Here is an 18,467-nt window from a genome sequence, read left to right as displayed (position 1 = left end):
AGCAGGAGCGCCCGCATGGTCAGCAAGCCGCCCGTGGACGACGTCGGCGACGAGGGCCTCGTGGTCGGCCCGCCCAAGGAGTACGCGGCCGGGCTGCCCGCCGTGGCCTGGTCACTGCGCCACGCCGGTCGCCAGATGGGGGTCAAGCGCAGCCTGCTGACCCTGGTACGGGTCAACCAGAAGCAGGGCTTCGACTGTCCCGGGTGCGCGTGGCCCGAGCCGGACCATCGCAGCGTCGCCGAGTTCTGCGAGAACGGCGCGAAGGCGGTCGCCGAGGAGGCCACCGTGCGTCGAGTGGGCGCGGACTTCTTCGCCGCGCACCCGGTCGCCGAGTTGGCCGACAAGTCGGACTACTGGCTGGGCCAGCAGGGCCGGCTGACCGAGCCGATGTACCTCGCCGAGGGTGCCTCGCACTATGCGCCGATCTCCTGGGAGGACGCGTTCGGGGTGGTCGCCGAGGAGTTGGCGGCGCTGGATTCGCCGGATCGGGCGGCGTTCTACACGTCGGGTCGCACCAGCAACGAGGCCGCGTTCGTGTACCAGTTGTTCGTGCGCGCGTTCGGCACGAACAACCTGCCGGACTGCTCCAACATGTGCCACGAGTCGAGCGGTTCGGCGCTGACCCAGACGCTCGGGGTCGGCAAGGGCAGTGTGTCGCTGGAGGACCTGTATCAGGCCGACCTGATCTTCGTGGTCGGCCAGAACCCCGGCACCAACCACCCGCGGATGTTGTCCGCGCTGGAGAAGGCCAAGCAGGCGGGCGCCTCGATCGTGGCGGTCAACCCGTTGCCCGAGGCCGGGCTGCTGCGGTTCAAGAATCCGCAGAAGGTGTCCGGCATGCTCGGCTCGGGCACCTCGTTGACCGACGAGTTCGCGCAGATCCGGGTCAACGGCGACCTCGCGCTGTTCCGGGCGCTGAACCGACTGTTGCTCGAAGCCGAGGACGCCGCGCCGGGCACCGTCCTGGATCGGGCTTTCATCGACGAATACGCGCACGGCTTCGAGGAGTTCGCGGCGGATGTGCGGACCACGCCGTGGGCCGACGTGCTGGAGGCGACCGGGCTGGAGCGCGAACAGATCGAGCGCATCCATCGACGGGTGCTCGACTCGCGCCGGATCGTGGTGTGTTGGGCGATGGGCCTGACCCAGCACAAGAACTCGGTGCCGACCATCCGCGAGGTGGTCAACTTCCTGCTCCTGCGCGGCAACGTCGGCCGGCCGGGGGCCGGGGTGTGCCCGGTGCGCGGGCACAGCAACGTGCAGGGCGACCGGACGATGGGCATCTACGAGAAGCCCTCGGCGGCGTTCTTGGACGCGTTGGCGAAGGAGTTCGACTTCGAGCCGCCGCGCGAGCACGGGCACGACGTGGTGGACGCGATCCGGGCGATGCGCGACGGCGCGGTCGAGGTGTTCGTCGCGGTGGGCGGCAACTTCGTCTCGGCGACGCCGGACACCGCGGCGACCGAGGCCGCGTTGCGGGCCACCCGGCTGACCGTCCAGGTGTCCACCAAGCTCAATCGTTCGCACGCGGTCACCGGCCGGCGGGCGTTGATCCTGCCCACGCTGGGGCGCACCGAGCAGGACCAGTTCGTCACCGTCGAGGACTCGATGAGCGCGGTGCACATGTCGCGCGGCAAGCTGCCGCCGGCCTCGCCGCACCTGCGCTCCGAGGTGGCGATCGTCTGCGGGCTCGCCGAGCGGGTGCTGGGTGATCGGGTATCGGTGCCCTGGCGCGATTTCGCGCGCGACTACGACCTGATCCGGGATCGCATCGAGCGGGTGATCCCGGGGTTCACCGACTTCAATCGGCGGGTGCGCAAGCCCGGCGGTTTCGTCCTGCCGCACGGACCGCGCGACGCGCGCACGTTCCCGACCACGACCGGCAAGGCGAACTTCTCCCGCAACGACCTCGCGGTGCTGCGGGTGCCCGCAGGTCGGCTGATCCTGCAGACGGTGCGCTCGCACGACCAGTACAACACCACGATCTACGGCCTGGACGACCGTTATCGCGGGATCAAGCAGGGCCGCCGGGTGGTCTTCGTCAACCCGACCGACCTGGCCGAACTGGGGATCGCGGACGGCGCGTCGGTCGACCTGGTCGGCGAGTGGAGCGACGGCGTCGAGCGCCGGGCGCCGGCGTTCAAGGTGGTGTCCTACGACACCGCGGCGGGTTGTTGTGCGGCCTACTTCCCGGAGACCAACGTGCTGGTGCCGCTGGACAGCACGGCGGACGAAAGCAACACGCCGACCTCGAAGTCGATCGTGGTCCGCCTGGAGCCGCACGCGCACTGACCCGGCGGCGGCCGGGTTTCGCCTTCGTCCGCCGCACGGGCCGTCGGCCCGTGCGGCGGACGGGGCTCAGCCCTGGAAGCGGGCCGCGAGTACGGCGGCCAGGCGGCGGGAGGCGAAGCCGGTGCCGTGCACGAAGCGGACCACCGGGCCGAAGGTCGCCGCGGCCGGCGGGCCGGTGACGTACAGGCCCGGCACGGTCGTCTCGAACGCCGCGTCCAGCGCGGGCAATCCGCCGATCGTGGTGATCCGGCGCCGCACGTGCGGCGCGAGGAAGCCCAGCGCGGCCAGGTCGACCCGGTAGCCGGTCGCGGCGAGCACGTGGTCGGTGTGCACCGCGCGCTGGTATCCGGTGCGGTCCCGGAGCAACATCCGGACCCGCCCGTCCGGCTCCCGGCGGGCCCCGGTGACCGTCTGCGCGTCCCGCACCGACACCCGCCCGTCCAGCCGATCCCGCAACCACCACGCGGCCGACGGGCCCAGGATGCGCCGGGCCAGGTCGACCCGCACGCCCGCGGGCAGCAGCCGGAACGCGGCCGGCCCGCGTGCGGCGGCGGCCACCGACCACCCGGCGCCCAGCGGCGAGTCCGGGGTGAGCCGCCGGGCCCGACCCGGCACCGGCGGCGCGGCGAAGCGCACCCGCTCGGCCCGGCCGAACACGCGCACCCGCGCGGCGCCGCCCTCGTGCAGCAACGCCGCGCTCTCCAACGCGGATTGACCCGAGCCGATCACCACGATGTCCCGGTCCGCGCCGAGTTCGGCCAGATCCGCGTGCTCGGCGGAGTGCGAGACCAGGTCGGCGCCCAGGCGGTCCAGGACCGGCGGTACATGGCGGTGCGCGGCCAACCCGGTGGCCAGCACGACCGCGTCGACCTCGACCTCGCCGCCGTCCGCGCGGCCCAGCACGAAACCGTGGCCGGCCGGTTCGAGGCCGGTGATCCGCACCCGTTCCACGCCGGGTACCAGCCGATCGGTGTACCAGCGGCCGTAGCCGGCGAACGTCTCCCGGGGCACCGGCTGATCGCCCGTCAACGGCCGCTCGCCCCGGGCGCGTTGGTAGTCGGCCAGGTCGAAGCCCGGCCTCGGGGCGGCGATCGAGGACGCGTCCGGCCGGGATTTGAGCAGCATGCCGACCGGCATATGGCGTCGCCAGCTCTCCATCGGCTCGCCGAACACACGGGTGGTCACCCCGAGTTGGCGCAGGTGGGCGGCGAGCGAGAGGCCGTAGGGGCCCGCTCCGACGATGGCGACGGTCATGGTGCGTCCTTCGGGTGTGCGAGATGGAGATGTTGATACCGATTGCGGGGTTATCCGATGAAAAGTCGGTTCGCGCTGCTAGAAAGGTCCGGACGGGGAGGCGACGCCATGGTCGGGCGAGGGGTCGAGCTGGATCGTTCGGTACCGGCACTGCTGTTCAAGATCGGCCGATATCCGCTGCATCAGGGCTCGGTCGGCGCGGTGCGCTCGCTCGGCCGAGCGGGTGTCGCGGTGCACGCGGTGGTCGAGGACGCGTACACCCCGACCGCGCTCCCCCGGCATCTGAGTCGGCGACACGTGTGGCCCACCACCGGCCTGGAGGACCCGGCGGCGCTGCTGGAGCGGCTGTTGCGGATCGGTCGCGGGCTGCCCGCCCGTGCGGTGCTGGTGCCCACCGACGACGAGGCCGCGCTGCTCGCCGCCGGGGCGCAGGATCGGCTGGCCGAGTGTTTCCTGTTGCCCGAGGTGGAACCCGACCTGCCTGCCGGGCTGGCCGGCAAACGTGGGCTCTACCGGCGGTGTCTGGCCCACGGGGTGCCCGCACCGGACACCCGGTTCCCCGTCGATCGGGAGCAACTGGTGACTGACGCCGCCGAGTTGGGTTACCCGGTCGTGGTCAAGAACCTGGCGCCGTGGGCCCGATTGCGCGCCCCGGTGGTGGCCGGCACCACGCTGGTCTCCGACGAAGGCACCCTGCTCGCCCTGGTCGACGCCCCGCGGTCGGTGTTGTTGCAGACCTACCTGCCGCGCGAGGCCGCGCAGGACTGGATCGTGCACCTGTACACCGCGCCGGACGGCCGCTGCGCGCCGGTGTTCACCGGCCTCAAGCTCCGGTCCTGGCCCGCGCACGCCGGAGTGACCACATACGCCCGGGCGTTGGCGAATCCGGGGCTGGCCCGCCGGTCGGCCCGGTTGTGTCGGGCGATCGGCTATCGCGGGCCGGCCGATCTGGACTGGCGGCTGGATCTGCGCGACGGGCGGTACAAGCTGGTCGACTTCAACCCGCGGGTGGGCGCCCAGTTCCGCATGTTCGAGACCGATCGCGGGTTGGACGTGGTGCGCGCGCTGCACCTGGACCTGACCGGTCGGGCGATCCCGGCGGGCGGGCAGCGTGAGGGACGGCGCTACGTCGCCGAGCATCTGGACGTCGCGGCGTGGCTCGCCTACCGGGGTCGGGCCGGAGCGGCCCGGCCGCCCGGCTGTCCGCCGGTTCGCGGCGGGGTGGAGCCGGCCTGGCTGGCCTGGGACGATCCACTGCCCGCCGCGGCGGTCGCGGTACGGGCGCTCGGCGCGGCGTTGCGTCGGTACGGGCGCTGAGGGCGTGCGGTGACCGCGAGCGGGCGGGTGCCCCGGGCGCCGGCGCTGCTGCTGGCGGCCGTGCTGCTGGCGGCCTGTGGGGCGGGGCCGCCGGCTCGGCCGCGCTTGTTGTTCGCCGAGGACTTCACCGGTTCGACGTTGGCCGCCGAGCGCTGGGTGACCTGTTACGACTGGAACGTGGACGGTTGCACCAACGCGGGCAACCGGGAGCAGCAGTGGTATCGGCCCGAGCAGGTCCGGGTGGGCGGGGGTGAGGCGATTCTGAGCGCGGTGCGCCGGCCCACGCCCGGCTCGGATCGACTGGTCCACCCGTGGGCGTCGGGCATGTTGTCGACCGGGCGGCCGAGTTGGTCCGGTCGGCCGCGCTTCACCTTCACCTACGGCCGGGTCGAGGCCGAGTTGCTGATGCCGCGCGAGCCCGACTCGTTCCCGGCGTTCTGGCTGATGCCCGCCTCCCGGTACACCCCGCCGGAGTTGGACGTGGTCGAGTTGATCGGCGGGGACGGTCGGGCCCGGTCCACGGTGCACTGGCGCGATTCGCACGGTCGGGCGCGGGCGTGGGTGCACGAGTCGCCCGCGCGCGACTGGTCGGAGCGCTTCCACCACTTCGCGCTCGACTGGGCGCCGGCTCGGCTGACCTGGTCGATCGACGGCGAACAGGTGTTCACGGTGACCGATCCCGCGCGCATCCCGCACCAGCCGATGGAGGTGTTGTTCACCCTCGCGATGGGCTATCCGGACCCGGTGCCGGAGCAGGTGCGCAGCGCCGAGTTGCGGATCCGATCGGTGCGGGTGTGGTCGCCCTGAGCGCGCCCGCGCCGGCCGCGGGTCGGTCACCGGATCCGGCCGGCCACCGGATCACGCCGGCCCGCCCACGGATCGGGGTGTCCGCGCCGGCGCGCCCGGGTGCGCCGCCAGATCCGCCAACCCAGCGTGGGCAGCCCGTCCCGAAACGGCGCGACCCGAGCGCCGGCGCCGGCCAGCCAGGCGTCCAGGCGGGTCGCGCCGGTGTCCGCGCGCACCAGCAGGCGGGAGATCCGCCACGGATCGTCCTCGCGCGAGCTGTGCGCGTCGCGCACGGCCATCGCGGTGCGAAAGCCGGCATGCCGCACCGCCTCCCGCACGGCCGCGTTGTTGTATCCGAACGGATACGCGAACGAGGTGACCGGACGCTCCAGTTCGGTCTCCAGCCGCTCGCGCGAATCGGTGATCTCGCGGTGCATCAGCTCGATCGGCAGGGTGTCCAGCTCGCGGTGCGTGCAGCCGTGTGCGCCGATGGTCAGGCCCGGCGCGTCGGCGATCCGGCGCAGGCCGTCCCAGGTGAGCATCGCGGCGGGCGGCAGCGGGGGCCGCCGGGTGGGCCACAGCGCGTCGGTGGTGACGTAGAGCGTCGCGGGCAGGTCGCGCTCGACCAGTTGCGGCAGCGCGTACCGGGCGAAGTCGGCGTAGCCGTCGTCGAAGGTGATCAGCACGCTGTGTCGGGGCAGATCGCGTCCGCCGTGCAGGGCCTCGGTGAAGCGGTCCAGGTCGACCGGGACCCGGCCGCTGGCCAATACCCGGTCGAGGTGGCGGCCGAACTCGGCCGGGCCGACCGTGAACGGCGCGATCCACGGCGGCGGGTCGTCGCGCACCGAGTGGTACAGCAGTACCGGAACCGCGGTCTCGGATCTCATCCGATGTCCCTTCGCGAGGCGAGAGTGTGCGCGACGATGCGGATCAGCGCCGCGAGGGTGGTCAGCCCCGCGAGCGTGCCGAGCACGCGGGGGCCGGAGAAGGCGCCGGCGAGCAGGTACGCCTCGGCGGTCAGCGCGCACAACGCGGCGCTGCCGACGACCGAGATCACCGCCGTCGCCGGTGCCGTGCCGCCATCCCCGGCGATCGCGCAGCCGGGGCCGAGCGCCAGGAACACGACCACCACGAGCACCCGCAGCGGCTGCCCGGCGGGCAGGGCGAGTGAGCCGAACGCCAGCCAGCCGGCCGCGGCCGGCCACGCCGCGCGAATCGGGCCGGTCATCGCCGGGGGTCGCTTCGGGCCGGGGCGTCCCGGGTCGGGGCAACCTGCGCCGGCGCGGTCCCGATCGGCCGGGTGCTCGGGTCGATCCGGTAGATCACCGCGTCCCGATCGCGCCGGAGCAGGGTGAAGCGCGGCGCCGCGGCGAGCGTGCGGTCCATGCGTTCGAGCGCGCCGGCCGGCAGCAGGCCGGTCTGCTCGCACTCGGCCCGCTGGCCGGCGGTCAGGAAGAGGTACGCGGTGCTGCCGGGGTATTCGTCGGCCAGCGCGGTCAGGCCGGCGACCGGATCGTGCACGACGCCCGCGCGCAGGGTCGGCGTCTCCATCGCGAACCAGCGGTGTTGTTGTCGCTCGTAATCGGCGTAGGCTCCGGGGAAGTTGTTGGTGGCCGCGACGATCAGATCGCCGGGGGCGGAGACCGTGCCCAACCACTGCCGGGCGGCGATCTCGCCGTCGCCGAAGTGGTTCTGCCGCTCCTTGCCGTAGTAGCCGAACACGAACCCGGTGAGCAGCAGCGCGAACACCACCGGCAGCAGCAGCGCACGCGGGCGCGGCCGGCCCCGGTCGCCGAACAGCGGCGCGAGCCACGAGGCGATCAGGAAGGCGACCGCGGGGAGCGCGAACAGGTAGACGCGGAAGATGATTTCGCCGCCGTACGCACCGGCCGCGAGCAACGGCAGCGGGGCGATCGCCAACCGCGTGGCGGGCGAGCGGCGCAACCGGGGGCGGCGGATCAGCGCGGCGGCGGCGAGCACCACCACGCCGACGGTCAGCGCCCGATCGACCCGGGCCACCAGCACCTGGCCGGGTTCGGCGCTGCCCAGGTCGACCATCCCGGCGTGCGCGTTGGCCTCGAAGTCGCCGAACTGCTCCCAGGAGGAGCCGAACTGCTCGAACACGAAGGGCCGGGCCACGGTCAGGTCCCAGGCCGAGACGGCGATCGTGGTCAGCACGAGCAGGGGCAGCGCGACCCGGCGATGGGCCCGCGAGCAGGCCAGTGCGCCGGTCGCGACCACGAGCATCGGCGGGGTGAGCTGATGCGCCGTCACCACCGCGAGCACGAGCGGCGTGCACAGCGCGACGGTGCCGAGCGGGCGTCGGTCACGGTCCAGGATCAGCGCCAGGATGCTCACGTAGAGCACGAACGCGAAGGTCTGTGGTGCGAAGTAGTCCTGGCCGACCCACGCGGTGCCGAAGTAGATCCACACCGCCGCCCAGACGATCCGCCGGTTGCGGGTGAAGGTGCGATAGAGCAGGACCAGCGGGCCGATCAGCAGCAGGTCGAAGGCGAGCGGCGACCAGGTCGCGATGGTCAGCGCGTCCTGCGCGCCGATGCCGCGGACCGCGGTGGCGGCCGCGGCGAAGAACCCCGGCCATTGGTGGTACGGCGCCAACTCGCCCGCGTGCGGGAGGGTTTCGCCGGTGCGCAGGAACTGGTCGACCACCTCGACGTGCTTCCAGGCCCATGCGTACCGCAGATGGTCGTACAGCACGGCGGGCGTCGCGTGCAGCATGGTCACCAACGCGCCGGTGTACAACGCGTATCGCGGTGCCCGGGCGGCGCGGTCGAGCAGGGTCGCGGCGAAACCCGCGGTCAGCAGGCCCAGTGCGCACCAGTAGAGGATCGGCAGCACGTCCAGCAGGCCCAGGCCGCCCATCCGGTCCACCGCGACCGGCATCCGCATCGCAAGCACCCACAGCAGTACGGCCACCGGCAGCGCGAGGAGCCCGAACGCGCGGAAGGCGAGCGCCGCCGCGGTCGGCAGCGGGTCGCGGCCCAGGCCGCGCAGCCGACCGGTCGCGTAGCCGAGCCCGGTGGTGAGCACGCCCAGGAGCAGCGCGGGGATGGTGGCCTTGGGCGGTGCGGCGTCCGGCGCGAACGGCCGGACCAGGGCCCGCGGGATGGTCGAGGCCAGGTAGGAACGCTCGGCCGCGAGCGCGGTGCCGGTGCCCGCGTGCCGGCCGACCGCGGCCTTGGACAGGCCCTCGGCCCAGCAGCGGGCCCGGAAGTAGCGCCAGGTGGCGCGCGCGGCGGGCACCCGGTGGCGGACCACGGCGGCGGGTTCGTAGCCGATCGTGCCGCCGCGGTGCCGGGCCGCCGCGCGGATGCACAGCTCGGTCTCCTCGCAGCCCAGCGGGCGGGTGCCCACCCGGCCGAGGTCGGTGCGGAAGCCGCCGATGTCGACCAGCACGCTGCGCCGGAAGGACATGTTGGCACCGATCAGGTTGCGGACCGGCGCGGCGTGTTCGGGCATGCCCCGGTAGGTGCAGCCGATCACCCAGTCGAACTCGGCCGGGAACCAGGCCGGGCGCCCGGTGTCCCAGTTCGGCCGGATCCGGCCGCCGATCCCGAGCACGTCGGGGTCGGCGTAGCCGTCGAGCAGGCGCATGGTCCAGTCGGGTTCGGCCACCGCGTCGTCGTCGAGGAAGGCCACCACCTCGCCGTGCGCGCCCTCGACGCCGGTGTTGCGCGCCCCGGAGAGGCCGCGTCGGCCGCGATTGCGCAACACGGTGACGTCGGTGAACTCGCGGGCGGCGCGGGTGGCGAGTTCGTGGCAATGGTCGGCGACCAGGATCGTCTCGGCCGGCGGCTCGTCCTGGGCCCGGATCGAGGCGAGGGCCGCGCTCAGGTCGTCCCAGCGGTCCATCGTGTAGGCGCAGACGATCACTGTCAGGGTGGGTCGGGGCGGCGTCTGCCCGGCCGGTGGCACGGCCTGCCGCAGGGCGGCCGCCCGGGCCCGCCGGACGGCCGCCTCCTCGGCCCGGATGGCGACCCAGGCCAGGCGTCGGGTGCGCGGTGGAGTCTCCGTCATGCGGGCCTCCCGGCGGTGTCGGGCAGCCAGACCCGGCGGGCGATCAGCAGCGCGAGCGCGGTCGCGGTCTGCGCGCCGAGCCACGCGACGCCGGCGCCGAGCACGCCGAGCACGGGCAACAGCAGGACGGTCAGGGTCAGTACGGCGGTCGCGAGGCTGGCCTGGACGGCGACCACCACGCGCATGCGGCCGAGCACGCGACAGGCGCTGATCGCGGTCGCGACCACCAGGTGCGGCAGCGCGGACAGGGCCAACAGTTGCAGCAGCGTCGAGCCGTTGCGGGCGTAGCCGGGGCCGAACACGCGCAGCACCAGGGGTGCGCCGGCGACGAGGGCGGCGATCGCCGGGACGAGCAGTGCGCCGGTGTGGCGGAGCACCCGACGGCAGCCCGCGGCGAGGCCGGCGCGCTCGCCGGCCGCCTCGACCAGCAGCGACGCACCCATGTTGAGGCTGATCAGGTGGAGCGTGTTGGCCACCACCCAGGCGAGCGAGAAGTAGGCGCTCTCCCGGGCACCGGCGTGTTCCAGCACGATGATCGACGGCAGCGTGGTCGCGGCCAGCCAGCACAGCGTGCCCAGATACTCGGCGCCGGCGTAGCGCAGGACGGCACCGCCGAGCACGAAGCCGGACCGGCGCCGGCCGGGCGCGGACGGCTCGAGGCGCGCGACGGGACCCGCGCCCGGACCGGCGTCGGGACGGGATCCGGGACGGAATCCCGGGCCGGATCCGGGGCGGACCTCGGAACCGCCCTCGGACCCGGCGGGGTTGCCGCGCCGGTCGGTCGGGAGCAGTCGGGCGAACAACCAGGCGTCCACCACGACCAGGGTCGAGACCAGGGCCAGCGTCCAGGACATCAGGATCCCGATCGTGGGCATCGACCCGGCGAGCGCGGCGACGAAGACGATCTTGGCGACCGCGAAGCCGCTGTTCTTGCCCACCACCGGCCCGGGTCGGCGCAGTCCGGTAAGCGCGCCGTCCTGGAGCGCGAACAGGGCGTACGCCACGGTGGTGGCCACGAAGCAGGCACCGGCCGCCGGTTCGCGCAGGAAGCCCAGGCCCGGCGCACACACCGGGATCAGCGCCAGGAAGCCCAGCACGCCCACCAGCGTGGCGCCGCCCGCGGCGGTGTAGGCGGCCCGGATCAGCGCCCGCCGGTCCGACCCGGCCTGCGGCAGGAAGCGCACGAGCACGTTGCCCAGGCCGAGTTGGCCCAGCCCGGAGAGCAACATCAGTGCCGACACGGCGGCGTAGCTGCGGCCCACTGTCGCGTCGCCGTACCAGCGGGTGGCAAGTGCCCAGTAGCCCGCGCCGAATGCCGAGGTGACCAGCGAGCCCACTGTCAGCACATGGCCGTTGCGCAGCAGCGGGTCCACCCCGGGCCGACTCGGCCGGCGAAGCTGGGCCTGGGTCACCGGGCCTGCCCCGGTTGCTCCCAGGGCGTGCGCACGCCGTGCATGCGCAGCCGTGCGTGCAGGTAGGCGAGCGGGCCGGCGACCAGCGCACGCCGTTCGAGCCCGGCCAGGCGGGCGGGCCAGGGTACTTCGGGCCGGCCGGGCGCGCGGGTGCGGGCCAGGGCGTGGCGGATGCCGCCGGGCACGCGGCGGCAGAACGCGCCGATCGTGCGCGGCTCGCGCAGCACGGCGGCGGTCAGGTAGGCACCCAGGCCGGTGCCGTAGCCGCGGACCTGGTGCGCCACCGCGGCGCGATCGGCGCGATGCCGGTGCCAGATCAGCGCACCGGGTTCGTAGCCGATCCGGTGGCCGCGCACGATGGTGCGAAAGAACGCGAGCAGGTCGTCGCCGCCGCGCGCGGGCGTACCGACGCCGGTCGCCGGGTCGAAGCCGCCCATCGCGCGCAACACGTCGGCTCGAAAGGCCATGTTCGCGCCCGAACCGAAGCGGCCGGCGGTGAACGGGAACAGCGGGTCCGCCGGCGGCGCCTGCGCGTCGTAGAGCACGGGTTCGAAGCCCTTGGCGAAGCCCGCGTGGTGATGCAGCATCAACTGGGCCGGGGTGCGCAGTTCGGCGGGCAGGATCAGCCCGGTGACGCACGCGGGTCGGCCCGCCCGGGCGAAGCCGGCGACCAGGCCGGCCACCCAGCCGGGGTCGGCGAGCACGTCGTCGTCGGTGAAGGCGAGCAGTTCGCCGGTGGCGGCGGCAATGCCCCGGTTGTGCGCGAGGGCCAGGCCGGCGCGGGGTTCGCGGACGTAGCGCACCAGGCCCGCGCAACCGCCGCGGACCACGCTCGCGGTGCGGTTGGTGGTGGGCGCGTTGTCCACCACGATCAGTTCGATGTCCGGATAGGTCTGCCACAGCAGGGTGCGCAGGCACGCGGCGAGCAGCTCGGGGCGCTCCCGGGTCGCCACGATCACGCTGACCCTCGGCGTCTCCCGGCGTCCGGGCGGTCCGGGAGCGTGGTCGGGTGGGGCGGGGGTGCCGAATCGGGCCGCGGCGGCGGTGATCAGCCGTTCCGGGTCGGCGCCGTAGGACTCCAGGTCGAGCAGGCCCATGGGCACGCCGTCGTGCCGGACCAGGGCGAGGACGGCGCCCGTGGGGCACTCGGCCGGCCGGCCGTCGGGGGTGCTCAGCCGGGCCGCACCGGTGGCGGTCAGGTCGAGCACGCGCACGTGCACGAGGTCGGGTTCGCCGGTGGCGGGATCCCGCCCGGGGTCGGGGGCGCACTCGACGTCGGGGGCGGGATCGAGGTCGGCGGCCGAGCGGCTCGGCGCCGGGCGCGGGAGGAGTACCGGCGTCGGCTCGCCGCCGGGCTCCGGGCTCGACGTCGGGTCGGTGTGCTCGGCCGGGCGCTGCCTGGGGATCCGCGGCGGCCGATTCGGCTCCGGTTCGGGTCGCGGGGTCAACCGTCCTCCCCCGTCCGGAGCGTGCGCGCACCGCCGCGCTCGCGCAGCACGGTGCGCAGTACGCGGTGTCCGTCGCGCAGTGCGTTGAGGTTGGATCGGCCGCTGCGGCGCGGGAGTTCGAGGCTGGGCACCTCGGCGATGCGCAGCCCGGCGCGGAGCGCGCGGATGATCATCTCGGCCTCGATCTCGAAGCCGGTCGAGCGCAGGTCGAGGTGGTCGAGGAAACACCGGCGGAACGCGCAGAAGCCGTAGCACAGATCGGTGAGCCGATAGCGGTAGAGCCGGCTCACCAGCGCCATCAGCGCGTGGTTGCCCGCGCTGCGCAGCGCGGTCAGGTCGAGCGATCCGCCGCCGCCGACGAACCGGGAGCCCTTGACGAAGTCGTAGCCGTTGGCCAGGAAGTGCACGTAGTGCGGGATCTCCTGCGGCAACATGCTGCCGTCGGCGTCGATGGTGACGATGATGTCGCCGGTCGCGTGCCGGAATCCGGTGCGCAGCGCGCTGCCCTTGCCGGGGCCGGACTGCGGGATGACCCGGGCGGCGGGCAGGTAGTGGCGGGTGATCAACGACGTGGCGTCGGTGGAGTCGCCGTCGATCAGCAGGACCTCGTCGACGCCGTCGGGTATCTGTTGCAGCACCCAGGGCAGGTTGCGGGCTTCGTTGCGGGCCGGCACGACCAGGGTGACCCGGTCGCGCGGCAGCGGGTCCGATGCCGACTGCCCGGCGCGCAGTGGGGTGCCGCCGGGCAGTTCGGTGATGCGGGGCAATGGACGTGTCGCCTGTGCGGTGTGCGTCGTGTCGTGCATGACCGGCCCCCTCCCGTCTGCCGCGCGCCCCGGGGGGCACACGGCATCGGGCCGGCGGAACCGGCCCGAGATCGGTGACGCCGGGTGCCGATGGCGCGACACCCGGTCATCGCTGATCGTGGTTGGGCGGCGAAAGCAGGGTCAATCGGACCGAAGATGCTTTGCCAAGACGTTACGGTTGGGCGATTTCACCATCGAATGCCAGTTCGGGGAATTTACGCACCTTTCGGGGAGATATTCAGGGGTTCAGCAGGAGCAGTCGCAGGAGCAACATTCCCCGCATTCACAACAGTTGCCACAGCAGTCGCAACCGTCGCAGCAGTCCCCGCAGTCGCACTTGTGGCAACAACCCTGCCGCTGCCGGCCGGTGCACGGGTCCTCGAACTCCTCCCGGCAACACCACTGGCACGTACAGCACAACCCGGCCCAGATCGCGCACGCGACGAACACGTTGTGCCCGCCGGGCGGCGGCGGTGGCGGGGTCGGGCCGCCGGGCGGACCCCACGGGCTGTTCGGGTCGTACGGGCTCCCGGGCGGCTGCTGGTTCGGCGGCTGCGGGTAGGGCGGCTGCTGGTTGGGCCAGGAACCCTCGGGGCGCGCGGCCAGGCGGCGTTCGGTTCGCTCGCCGTGCTTGGCGCAACCGTTGCCGTGCCTGCCAGCGACCGAACAGGACGGCGCCTCGACCGGGAAGCCCGCATGCCGGAAGGACCGGTCGATCGCCTCGTCGATCTCGTGCACGAGCAGCCGGTGCACGAGCACGCCGTCGACGAACTCGACCTCGGCCAGCGCGAGCCGGATCCCGGTCGCCGCGTCGCGGCACAACCGGTGCGCCTCGTCCGGTCCGGTCCCGGTGGCCAACAGCGGATTCCAGGCGCCCGCCGCGCGGTCGGCGTGGATGTCCTCGACCGCGTCGAGCAGGTGCGCGAGTCGCCCGAACAACCGGCCCGCCTCGGCCAACGACTCGGCGTTGTCCGGTCGTTCGGCCAGCACCGCGGTGTGCGCGAACGCGGCGCCGGTCGCGGTCTCGGTGGGTTCGGTCACGGTCAGCACGGACACCCCCGGTCCGGCCGACGCCTCGATCTCGACCTGCCGATCCACCGCCTCGACCAGCACGGCCGTGTCGAAGCCGACCTCCAGCGCGGCGTCCGCACCCTGCCGGGCCCAGCGCTCGGCGACCCGGCGCGCGCCACCGGCCACCGCGCGCCGCTTGTACACCCCGTCGCCGTCGTCGATGTGATCGCGCATCTTCGCCGACGCGAGCACCAGGGACACCGCACCGGCCAACCGGGCCCCCTCGCCCATCGCCACGTCGGCCCGCCGCATCGCGCGCAGCGGGCACGGCCCGGCCCGGCGTCGGCCGTCCGCCGCGGGCCGCGCGGACTGGGCCTCGACCAGGACCGAGATGATCAGCCCGTCGTAGTTGGTGGCGGCCCGGGCCGCCTGACCGTGGTCGTCACGCAGCGCGAGACACATGCCGCACAGATGCGCCATCCACTCGCTCTGCAGCTTCTCCGACAGTCGGTGCCGGCACGGCCGGATGATCCCGAACAACCCCTCGCCCCATTTCGCTGCGCCGTTCCCGTCCCCCACGGGGGGCACAGCCTACTGACCACCCGTCAGCCCCGTTGGGGATCCGCGGTCGGGGCGGCCCGGCCCGACGATCGGTGCGGCCATAGGATCCGCAGCGTGAGCGCATCGATACTGGTCGTCTGCAGCGGGAACATCTGCCGCTCCCCCCTGGTCGAGGCGATGCTGCGGCACCGGCTGGCCACATCGACGCTGCCCGTCGAGGTCTCCTCCGCGGGCACCATCGACTGGAACTCCCGGCCGATGGCGGACAACAGCGCGCTGGTGCTGCACGAGTACGGGATCGACCCGGGCGCGCACCGCAGCCGCAAACTCACCGCCGAGTTGCTGCGCGCGGCCGACCTGGTCATCGGCATGTCGCGCGAACACCACTGGGCGATCGACGCGCTCGCCGCCGAGGCCCTGCCCCGCACCTTCCTGCTCGGCGAACTCGTGCGGCTGGGCGAGCGGTTCGGCCCGCGCGGCGAACTGCCGGTGGCCGACTGGGCGGCCTCGGTCGACACCCTGCGACCGGCCAACCGTCTGGCCCGCCCCGCCGACGAGCTCGACGACCCGATGGGCGAACCGCTCGAATCCTTCCGGGTGATGGGCGCCCGCGCGGACGAGCTCACCGCGCGGTTGGTGGTCCTGCTCGCGGGGTGACGCCGTTGTTCGAACACCGATTCCGTTCGAACAAATGATCTTTCCTCGTGATGTGCCAACGCCCCTGGGCACACCGACCCTTTGGCTGCCTCGTACACTCGCTGTCCCGTCGTGGGGATCGGCGGTACCGGGTGAGGTGGGGCATGCGCGACGCAGAGCACGACCGGAACTACCGGGACGACCGCGAGCACGACGGCTACGACACCTACGACGACTACGACGGGCACCACGAAGACCGGCGCCGGCACGGCTGGGTGTTCCTCGTGCCGGCCCTGCTGCTGGTCGTCGGTACGGGCTACGGGGCCTACTCGTTCCTGAAGCAGGACGACCCGTTATCGACCGCGAACGCGAAGTCCGCCGAGTCCGCGACGGCGGGCACCGCGGAGCAGAGCCCGCGCAATGCCGCGCGGCGCTTCCTCGCCGAGTGGCAGACGGGCAACTGGTCCGGCGCGGGCGCGCTCACCACCGATCCGACCGCGGCGGGCGCGGCGCTGGTGGGGCTGGACGACGGGCTCCGGGTGGGCAGTCGCCGGCTGATCGTGGGCGAGGCGCGACCCCAACAGCCGGACGGCGGCGTCCCGGTGGGGTTCGAGGCCCACCTGACGCTGCGGGGCGCCGGCGAGTGGACGTACACCGGGGTGCTGACCGTCGCCAAGACCCCGGTCCGGGGCTACCTGGTGAACTGGGCGCCGAACGCGCTGCACCCGGACCTGACCGCGACCACCCGGCTCCGGCTGGAGCCCAACCGGGACGGGGCAGGCGGCGACGTGCTGCGCGCGCGCGACGGCTCGGAGTTGTCGCCGACCGAGTACCCCTCGCTGGCCGCGATCCGGACCGGCCTGGCGAGCAAGGCCCGGCCCGGCGAACAGGCCGAGGCGGGCGGCACCGTACTGCTGGTCGACGCGAGCACGAGCGCCACGGTCAAGCAGCTCGGCACGGTCGGCGTGGTGCAGAGCGCGCCGCCCGCGGACGGCGGCGTGCAAACCACGCTCGACGCCACACTCCAGGCGACGGCCGAGCAGGCGGTCCGGAACGAGTCGCGAACCACCTCGCTGGCGGCGGTGCGGATCAGTACGGGAGAGATCGTCGCGGTCGCGAACAACCCGGCCGGCGGGCCGAACACCGCGTTCCTGGGCACCACCCCGCCCGGCTCGACCCTGAAGATCGTCTCGGCGGCGACGCTGCTGACCAAGGGCGTGGTCGACCTGGACGACAGGGTCGGCTGCCCCGAATCGGCGAACGCGGGCGGCATGCGGTTCACCAACTCCGAGGGGCGCGCCTTCCCCGAGGGCACCTTCAAGCTCGCCTTCGCCCAGTCCTGCAACACCACGATGGCGAACCTGTCCGGCAAGCTCACCGGCTCCGACCTGGCCACGATGGCGCACGACTGCTTCGGCATCGGCGGCGACTGGAAGACCGGGATCGTCTCCTTCGACGGCCGGGTGCCCGCCGCGACCGACGACACCATGAAGGCCGCGAACATGATCGGCCAGGGCCAGGTGCAGATGAACCCGCTCACCATGGCCTCGGTGGTCGCCACCGCGAAGTCCGGTACGTTCCGCCAACCGCACCTGCTCACCGACCAGGCGGACCGGTGGCAGGCCCCGCGGGCACTCTCGCCCGCGGTGAGCAGCCGGTTGCGCACGCTGATGCGGTCGGTGGTCACCGAGGGCACCGCGCGGGACTCGCTCGGCGGGCTCGGCGGCGACGTGGGCGCCAAGACCGGCACCGCCGAGGTCGGCGGCGGCAAGCCGAACAACGGCTGGATGGTCGCCTACCGCGGCGACATCGCGGTCGCGGTCTGGGTCGAGGGCGGCCTCACCGGCGGTCGATCCGCCGGGCCGATCGTCCGGTCGTTCCTGGCCGCGGCGGGCTGAGCGGCGGCCGTAGTCCATCATGGGCAGGGTGAGCGAACACGATCTTGCCGACGAGGGCCCTGGCCGGGCCGAGACCTTCCTCGACCTGCTGCGCTTGGAGCAGATCGAGGAGAACATCTTCCGGGGCTGGTGCCACGCCGGCGCGCCGCTGCGTGCCTTCGGCGGCCAGGTCGCCGCCCAGGCCCTGGTGGCGGCGGGCCGCACCGTGGTTCCGGACCGACACGTGCACTCGCTGCACAGCTACTTCCTGCGCCCCGGCAGCACCACCGCACCCATCGTGTACCAGGTCGACCGGGTCCGGGACGGGCGCTCGTTCGCCACCCGGCGCGTGACCGGCGTACAACACGGCGCGGTGATCTTCACGCTGTCGGCGTCCTTCAAGGTGGCCGAGGAGACCCCGGGGCACCGCCGGGCGATGCCGGACGTACCGCTGCCGGAGGACCTCCCGGATCCGTACGAGCAGTTGTCCGCCGAGGAGCGCGCGCACTACGAGGAGTCGCAGACCCGACTGCTGATGGACCTGCGCTTCGTTCCGGAGGACCGGGCGCCGGGCACCCACATCGTGGACGGCATTCCGCATCAGCGGGTGTGGATGCGGGCCGCGAAGCAGCTTCCGGACGACCCGCTGCTGCACGTGTGCGGACTGACCTACATGTCCGACCTGACGCTCGCGGGCACCGCGGCCAAGCCGTACATCACCGATCCGTCGAAGCTGCAGATGGCCTCGCTCGACCACGCGGTGTGGTTCCTGCGTCCGTTCCGCGCCGACGAGTGGTTGTTGTTCGCGCAGGCGTCGCCGTCCGCCCAGGACGCGCGCGGGCTGGCGATGGGCGAGTTCTACAACCACGACGGGGTGCTCGTCGCGTCGGTGGTGCAGGAGGCGGTGATCCGGCAGCGGTAGCGCCCTGCCCCGCCGCTTTCGGCTGCCTCGAAATTCCGCCCGGGGCAAGGGAGTCACCCGATTCGGCTGGGCCGACGGGCGGCACTGCGGTTAGGCTCCCCGGATTC

14 protein-coding genes are annotated in these 18,467 nt (G+C 73.3%); 6 read left to right on the top strand and 8 right to left on the bottom strand.

What is annotated here, in order from left to right:
• The first annotated feature begins 15 nt into the window (after nucleotides 1-15).
• Nucleotides 16-2,292: an FdhF/YdeP family oxidoreductase gene (locus tag ABZ374_RS11470; protein ID WP_360309513.1), complete on the top strand. Its 2,277-nt coding sequence runs from the start codon at nucleotides 16-18 to the stop codon at nucleotides 2,290-2,292.
• A gap of 66 nt (nucleotides 2,293-2,358) precedes the next feature.
• Here the strand turns inward: ABZ374_RS11470 and ABZ374_RS11465 are convergent, their stop codons facing one another.
• A complete protein-coding gene (locus ABZ374_RS11465; RefSeq protein WP_360309511.1) occupies nucleotides 2,359-3,546 on the bottom strand; it encodes an FAD-dependent oxidoreductase in 1,188 nt (395 codons plus the stop codon).
• Nucleotides 3,547-3,654: 108 nt separating this feature from the next.
• Between ABZ374_RS11465 and ABZ374_RS11460 the strand changes: the two genes are divergently transcribed.
• A complete protein-coding gene (locus ABZ374_RS11460; RefSeq protein WP_360309509.1) occupies nucleotides 3,655-4,863 on the top strand; it encodes an ATP-grasp domain-containing protein in 1,209 nt (402 codons plus the stop codon).
• Nucleotides 4,864-4,872: 9 nt separating this feature from the next.
• Nucleotides 4,873-5,670, top strand: a complete 798-nt coding sequence (locus ABZ374_RS11455) for a glycoside hydrolase family 16 protein (protein WP_360309507.1) — start codon at nucleotides 4,873-4,875, stop codon at nucleotides 5,668-5,670.
• Between the two features lie 26 nt (nucleotides 5,671-5,696).
• Here ABZ374_RS11455 and ABZ374_RS11450 read toward each other — a convergent pair whose 3' ends face one another.
• From ABZ374_RS11450 to ABZ374_RS11420, 7 genes are all read right to left on the bottom strand, one after another.
• Entirely contained in the window at nucleotides 5,697-6,536 is an 840-nt protein-coding gene (locus ABZ374_RS11450) for a polysaccharide deacetylase family protein (protein WP_360309505.1), read from the bottom strand.
• Nucleotides 6,533-6,877 (bottom strand): hypothetical protein, encoded by a 345-nt coding sequence (locus ABZ374_RS11445; RefSeq protein WP_360309503.1) that lies wholly within the window; start codon nucleotides 6,875-6,877, stop codon nucleotides 6,533-6,535. The genes ABZ374_RS11450 and ABZ374_RS11445 overlap by 4 nt, the downstream gene beginning before the upstream one ends.
• On the bottom strand, nucleotides 6,874-9,687 hold the full coding sequence (locus ABZ374_RS11440) for a glycosyltransferase (protein WP_360309501.1): 2,814 nt from the start codon (nucleotides 9,685-9,687) through the stop codon (nucleotides 6,874-6,876). Before ABZ374_RS11440 ends, ABZ374_RS11445 begins: the two co-directional genes overlap by 4 nt.
• On the bottom strand, nucleotides 9,684-11,099 hold the full coding sequence (locus tag ABZ374_RS11435; protein ID WP_360309499.1) for a hypothetical protein: 1,416 nt from the start codon (nucleotides 11,097-11,099) through the stop codon (nucleotides 9,684-9,686). Before ABZ374_RS11435 ends, ABZ374_RS11440 begins: the two co-directional genes overlap by 4 nt.
• The gene (locus ABZ374_RS11430; protein WP_360309497.1) at nucleotides 11,096-12,547 is read right to left on the bottom strand and encodes a glycosyltransferase; all 1,452 of its coding nucleotides are present in this window, start codon (nucleotides 12,545-12,547) and stop codon (nucleotides 11,096-11,098) included. Before ABZ374_RS11430 ends, ABZ374_RS11435 begins: the two co-directional genes overlap by 4 nt.
• A complete protein-coding gene (locus ABZ374_RS11425; RefSeq protein ID WP_360309495.1) occupies nucleotides 12,544-13,353 on the bottom strand; it encodes a glycosyltransferase family 2 protein in 810 nt (269 codons plus the stop codon). The genes ABZ374_RS11430 and ABZ374_RS11425 overlap by 4 nt, the downstream gene beginning before the upstream one ends.
• 246 nt (nucleotides 13,354-13,599) lie before the next feature.
• Entirely contained in the window at nucleotides 13,600-14,904 is a 1,305-nt protein-coding gene (locus ABZ374_RS11420; RefSeq protein WP_360309599.1) for a DUF5685 family protein, read from the bottom strand.
• 135 nt (nucleotides 14,905-15,039) lie between these two features.
• Here ABZ374_RS11420 and ABZ374_RS11415 point away from each other — a divergent pair, with 135 nt between their 5' ends.
• From ABZ374_RS11415 to ABZ374_RS11405, 3 genes are all read left to right on the top strand, one after another.
• Entirely contained in the window at nucleotides 15,040-15,582 is a 543-nt protein-coding gene (locus tag ABZ374_RS11415) for a low molecular weight phosphatase family protein (protein ID WP_360309493.1), read from the top strand.
• Nucleotides 15,583-15,725: 143 nt separating this feature from the next.
• Entirely contained in the window at nucleotides 15,726-17,459 is a 1,734-nt protein-coding gene (locus ABZ374_RS11410) for a penicillin-binding transpeptidase domain-containing protein (RefSeq protein ID WP_360309491.1), read from the top strand.
• Between the two features lie 19 nt (nucleotides 17,460-17,478).
• On the top strand, nucleotides 17,479-18,360 hold the full coding sequence (locus ABZ374_RS11405) for an acyl-CoA thioesterase II (protein WP_360309489.1): 882 nt from the start codon (nucleotides 17,479-17,481) through the stop codon (nucleotides 18,358-18,360).
• Nucleotides 18,361-18,467 lie beyond the last annotated feature (107 nt).

This window comes from Embleya sp. NPDC005971, assembly GCF_040629175.1.
In the GTDB taxonomy this organism is placed as follows: Bacteria; Actinomycetota; Actinomycetes; order Streptomycetales; family Streptomycetaceae; genus Embleya.
This window is presented reverse-complemented; position numbering and strand designations above follow the sequence as displayed.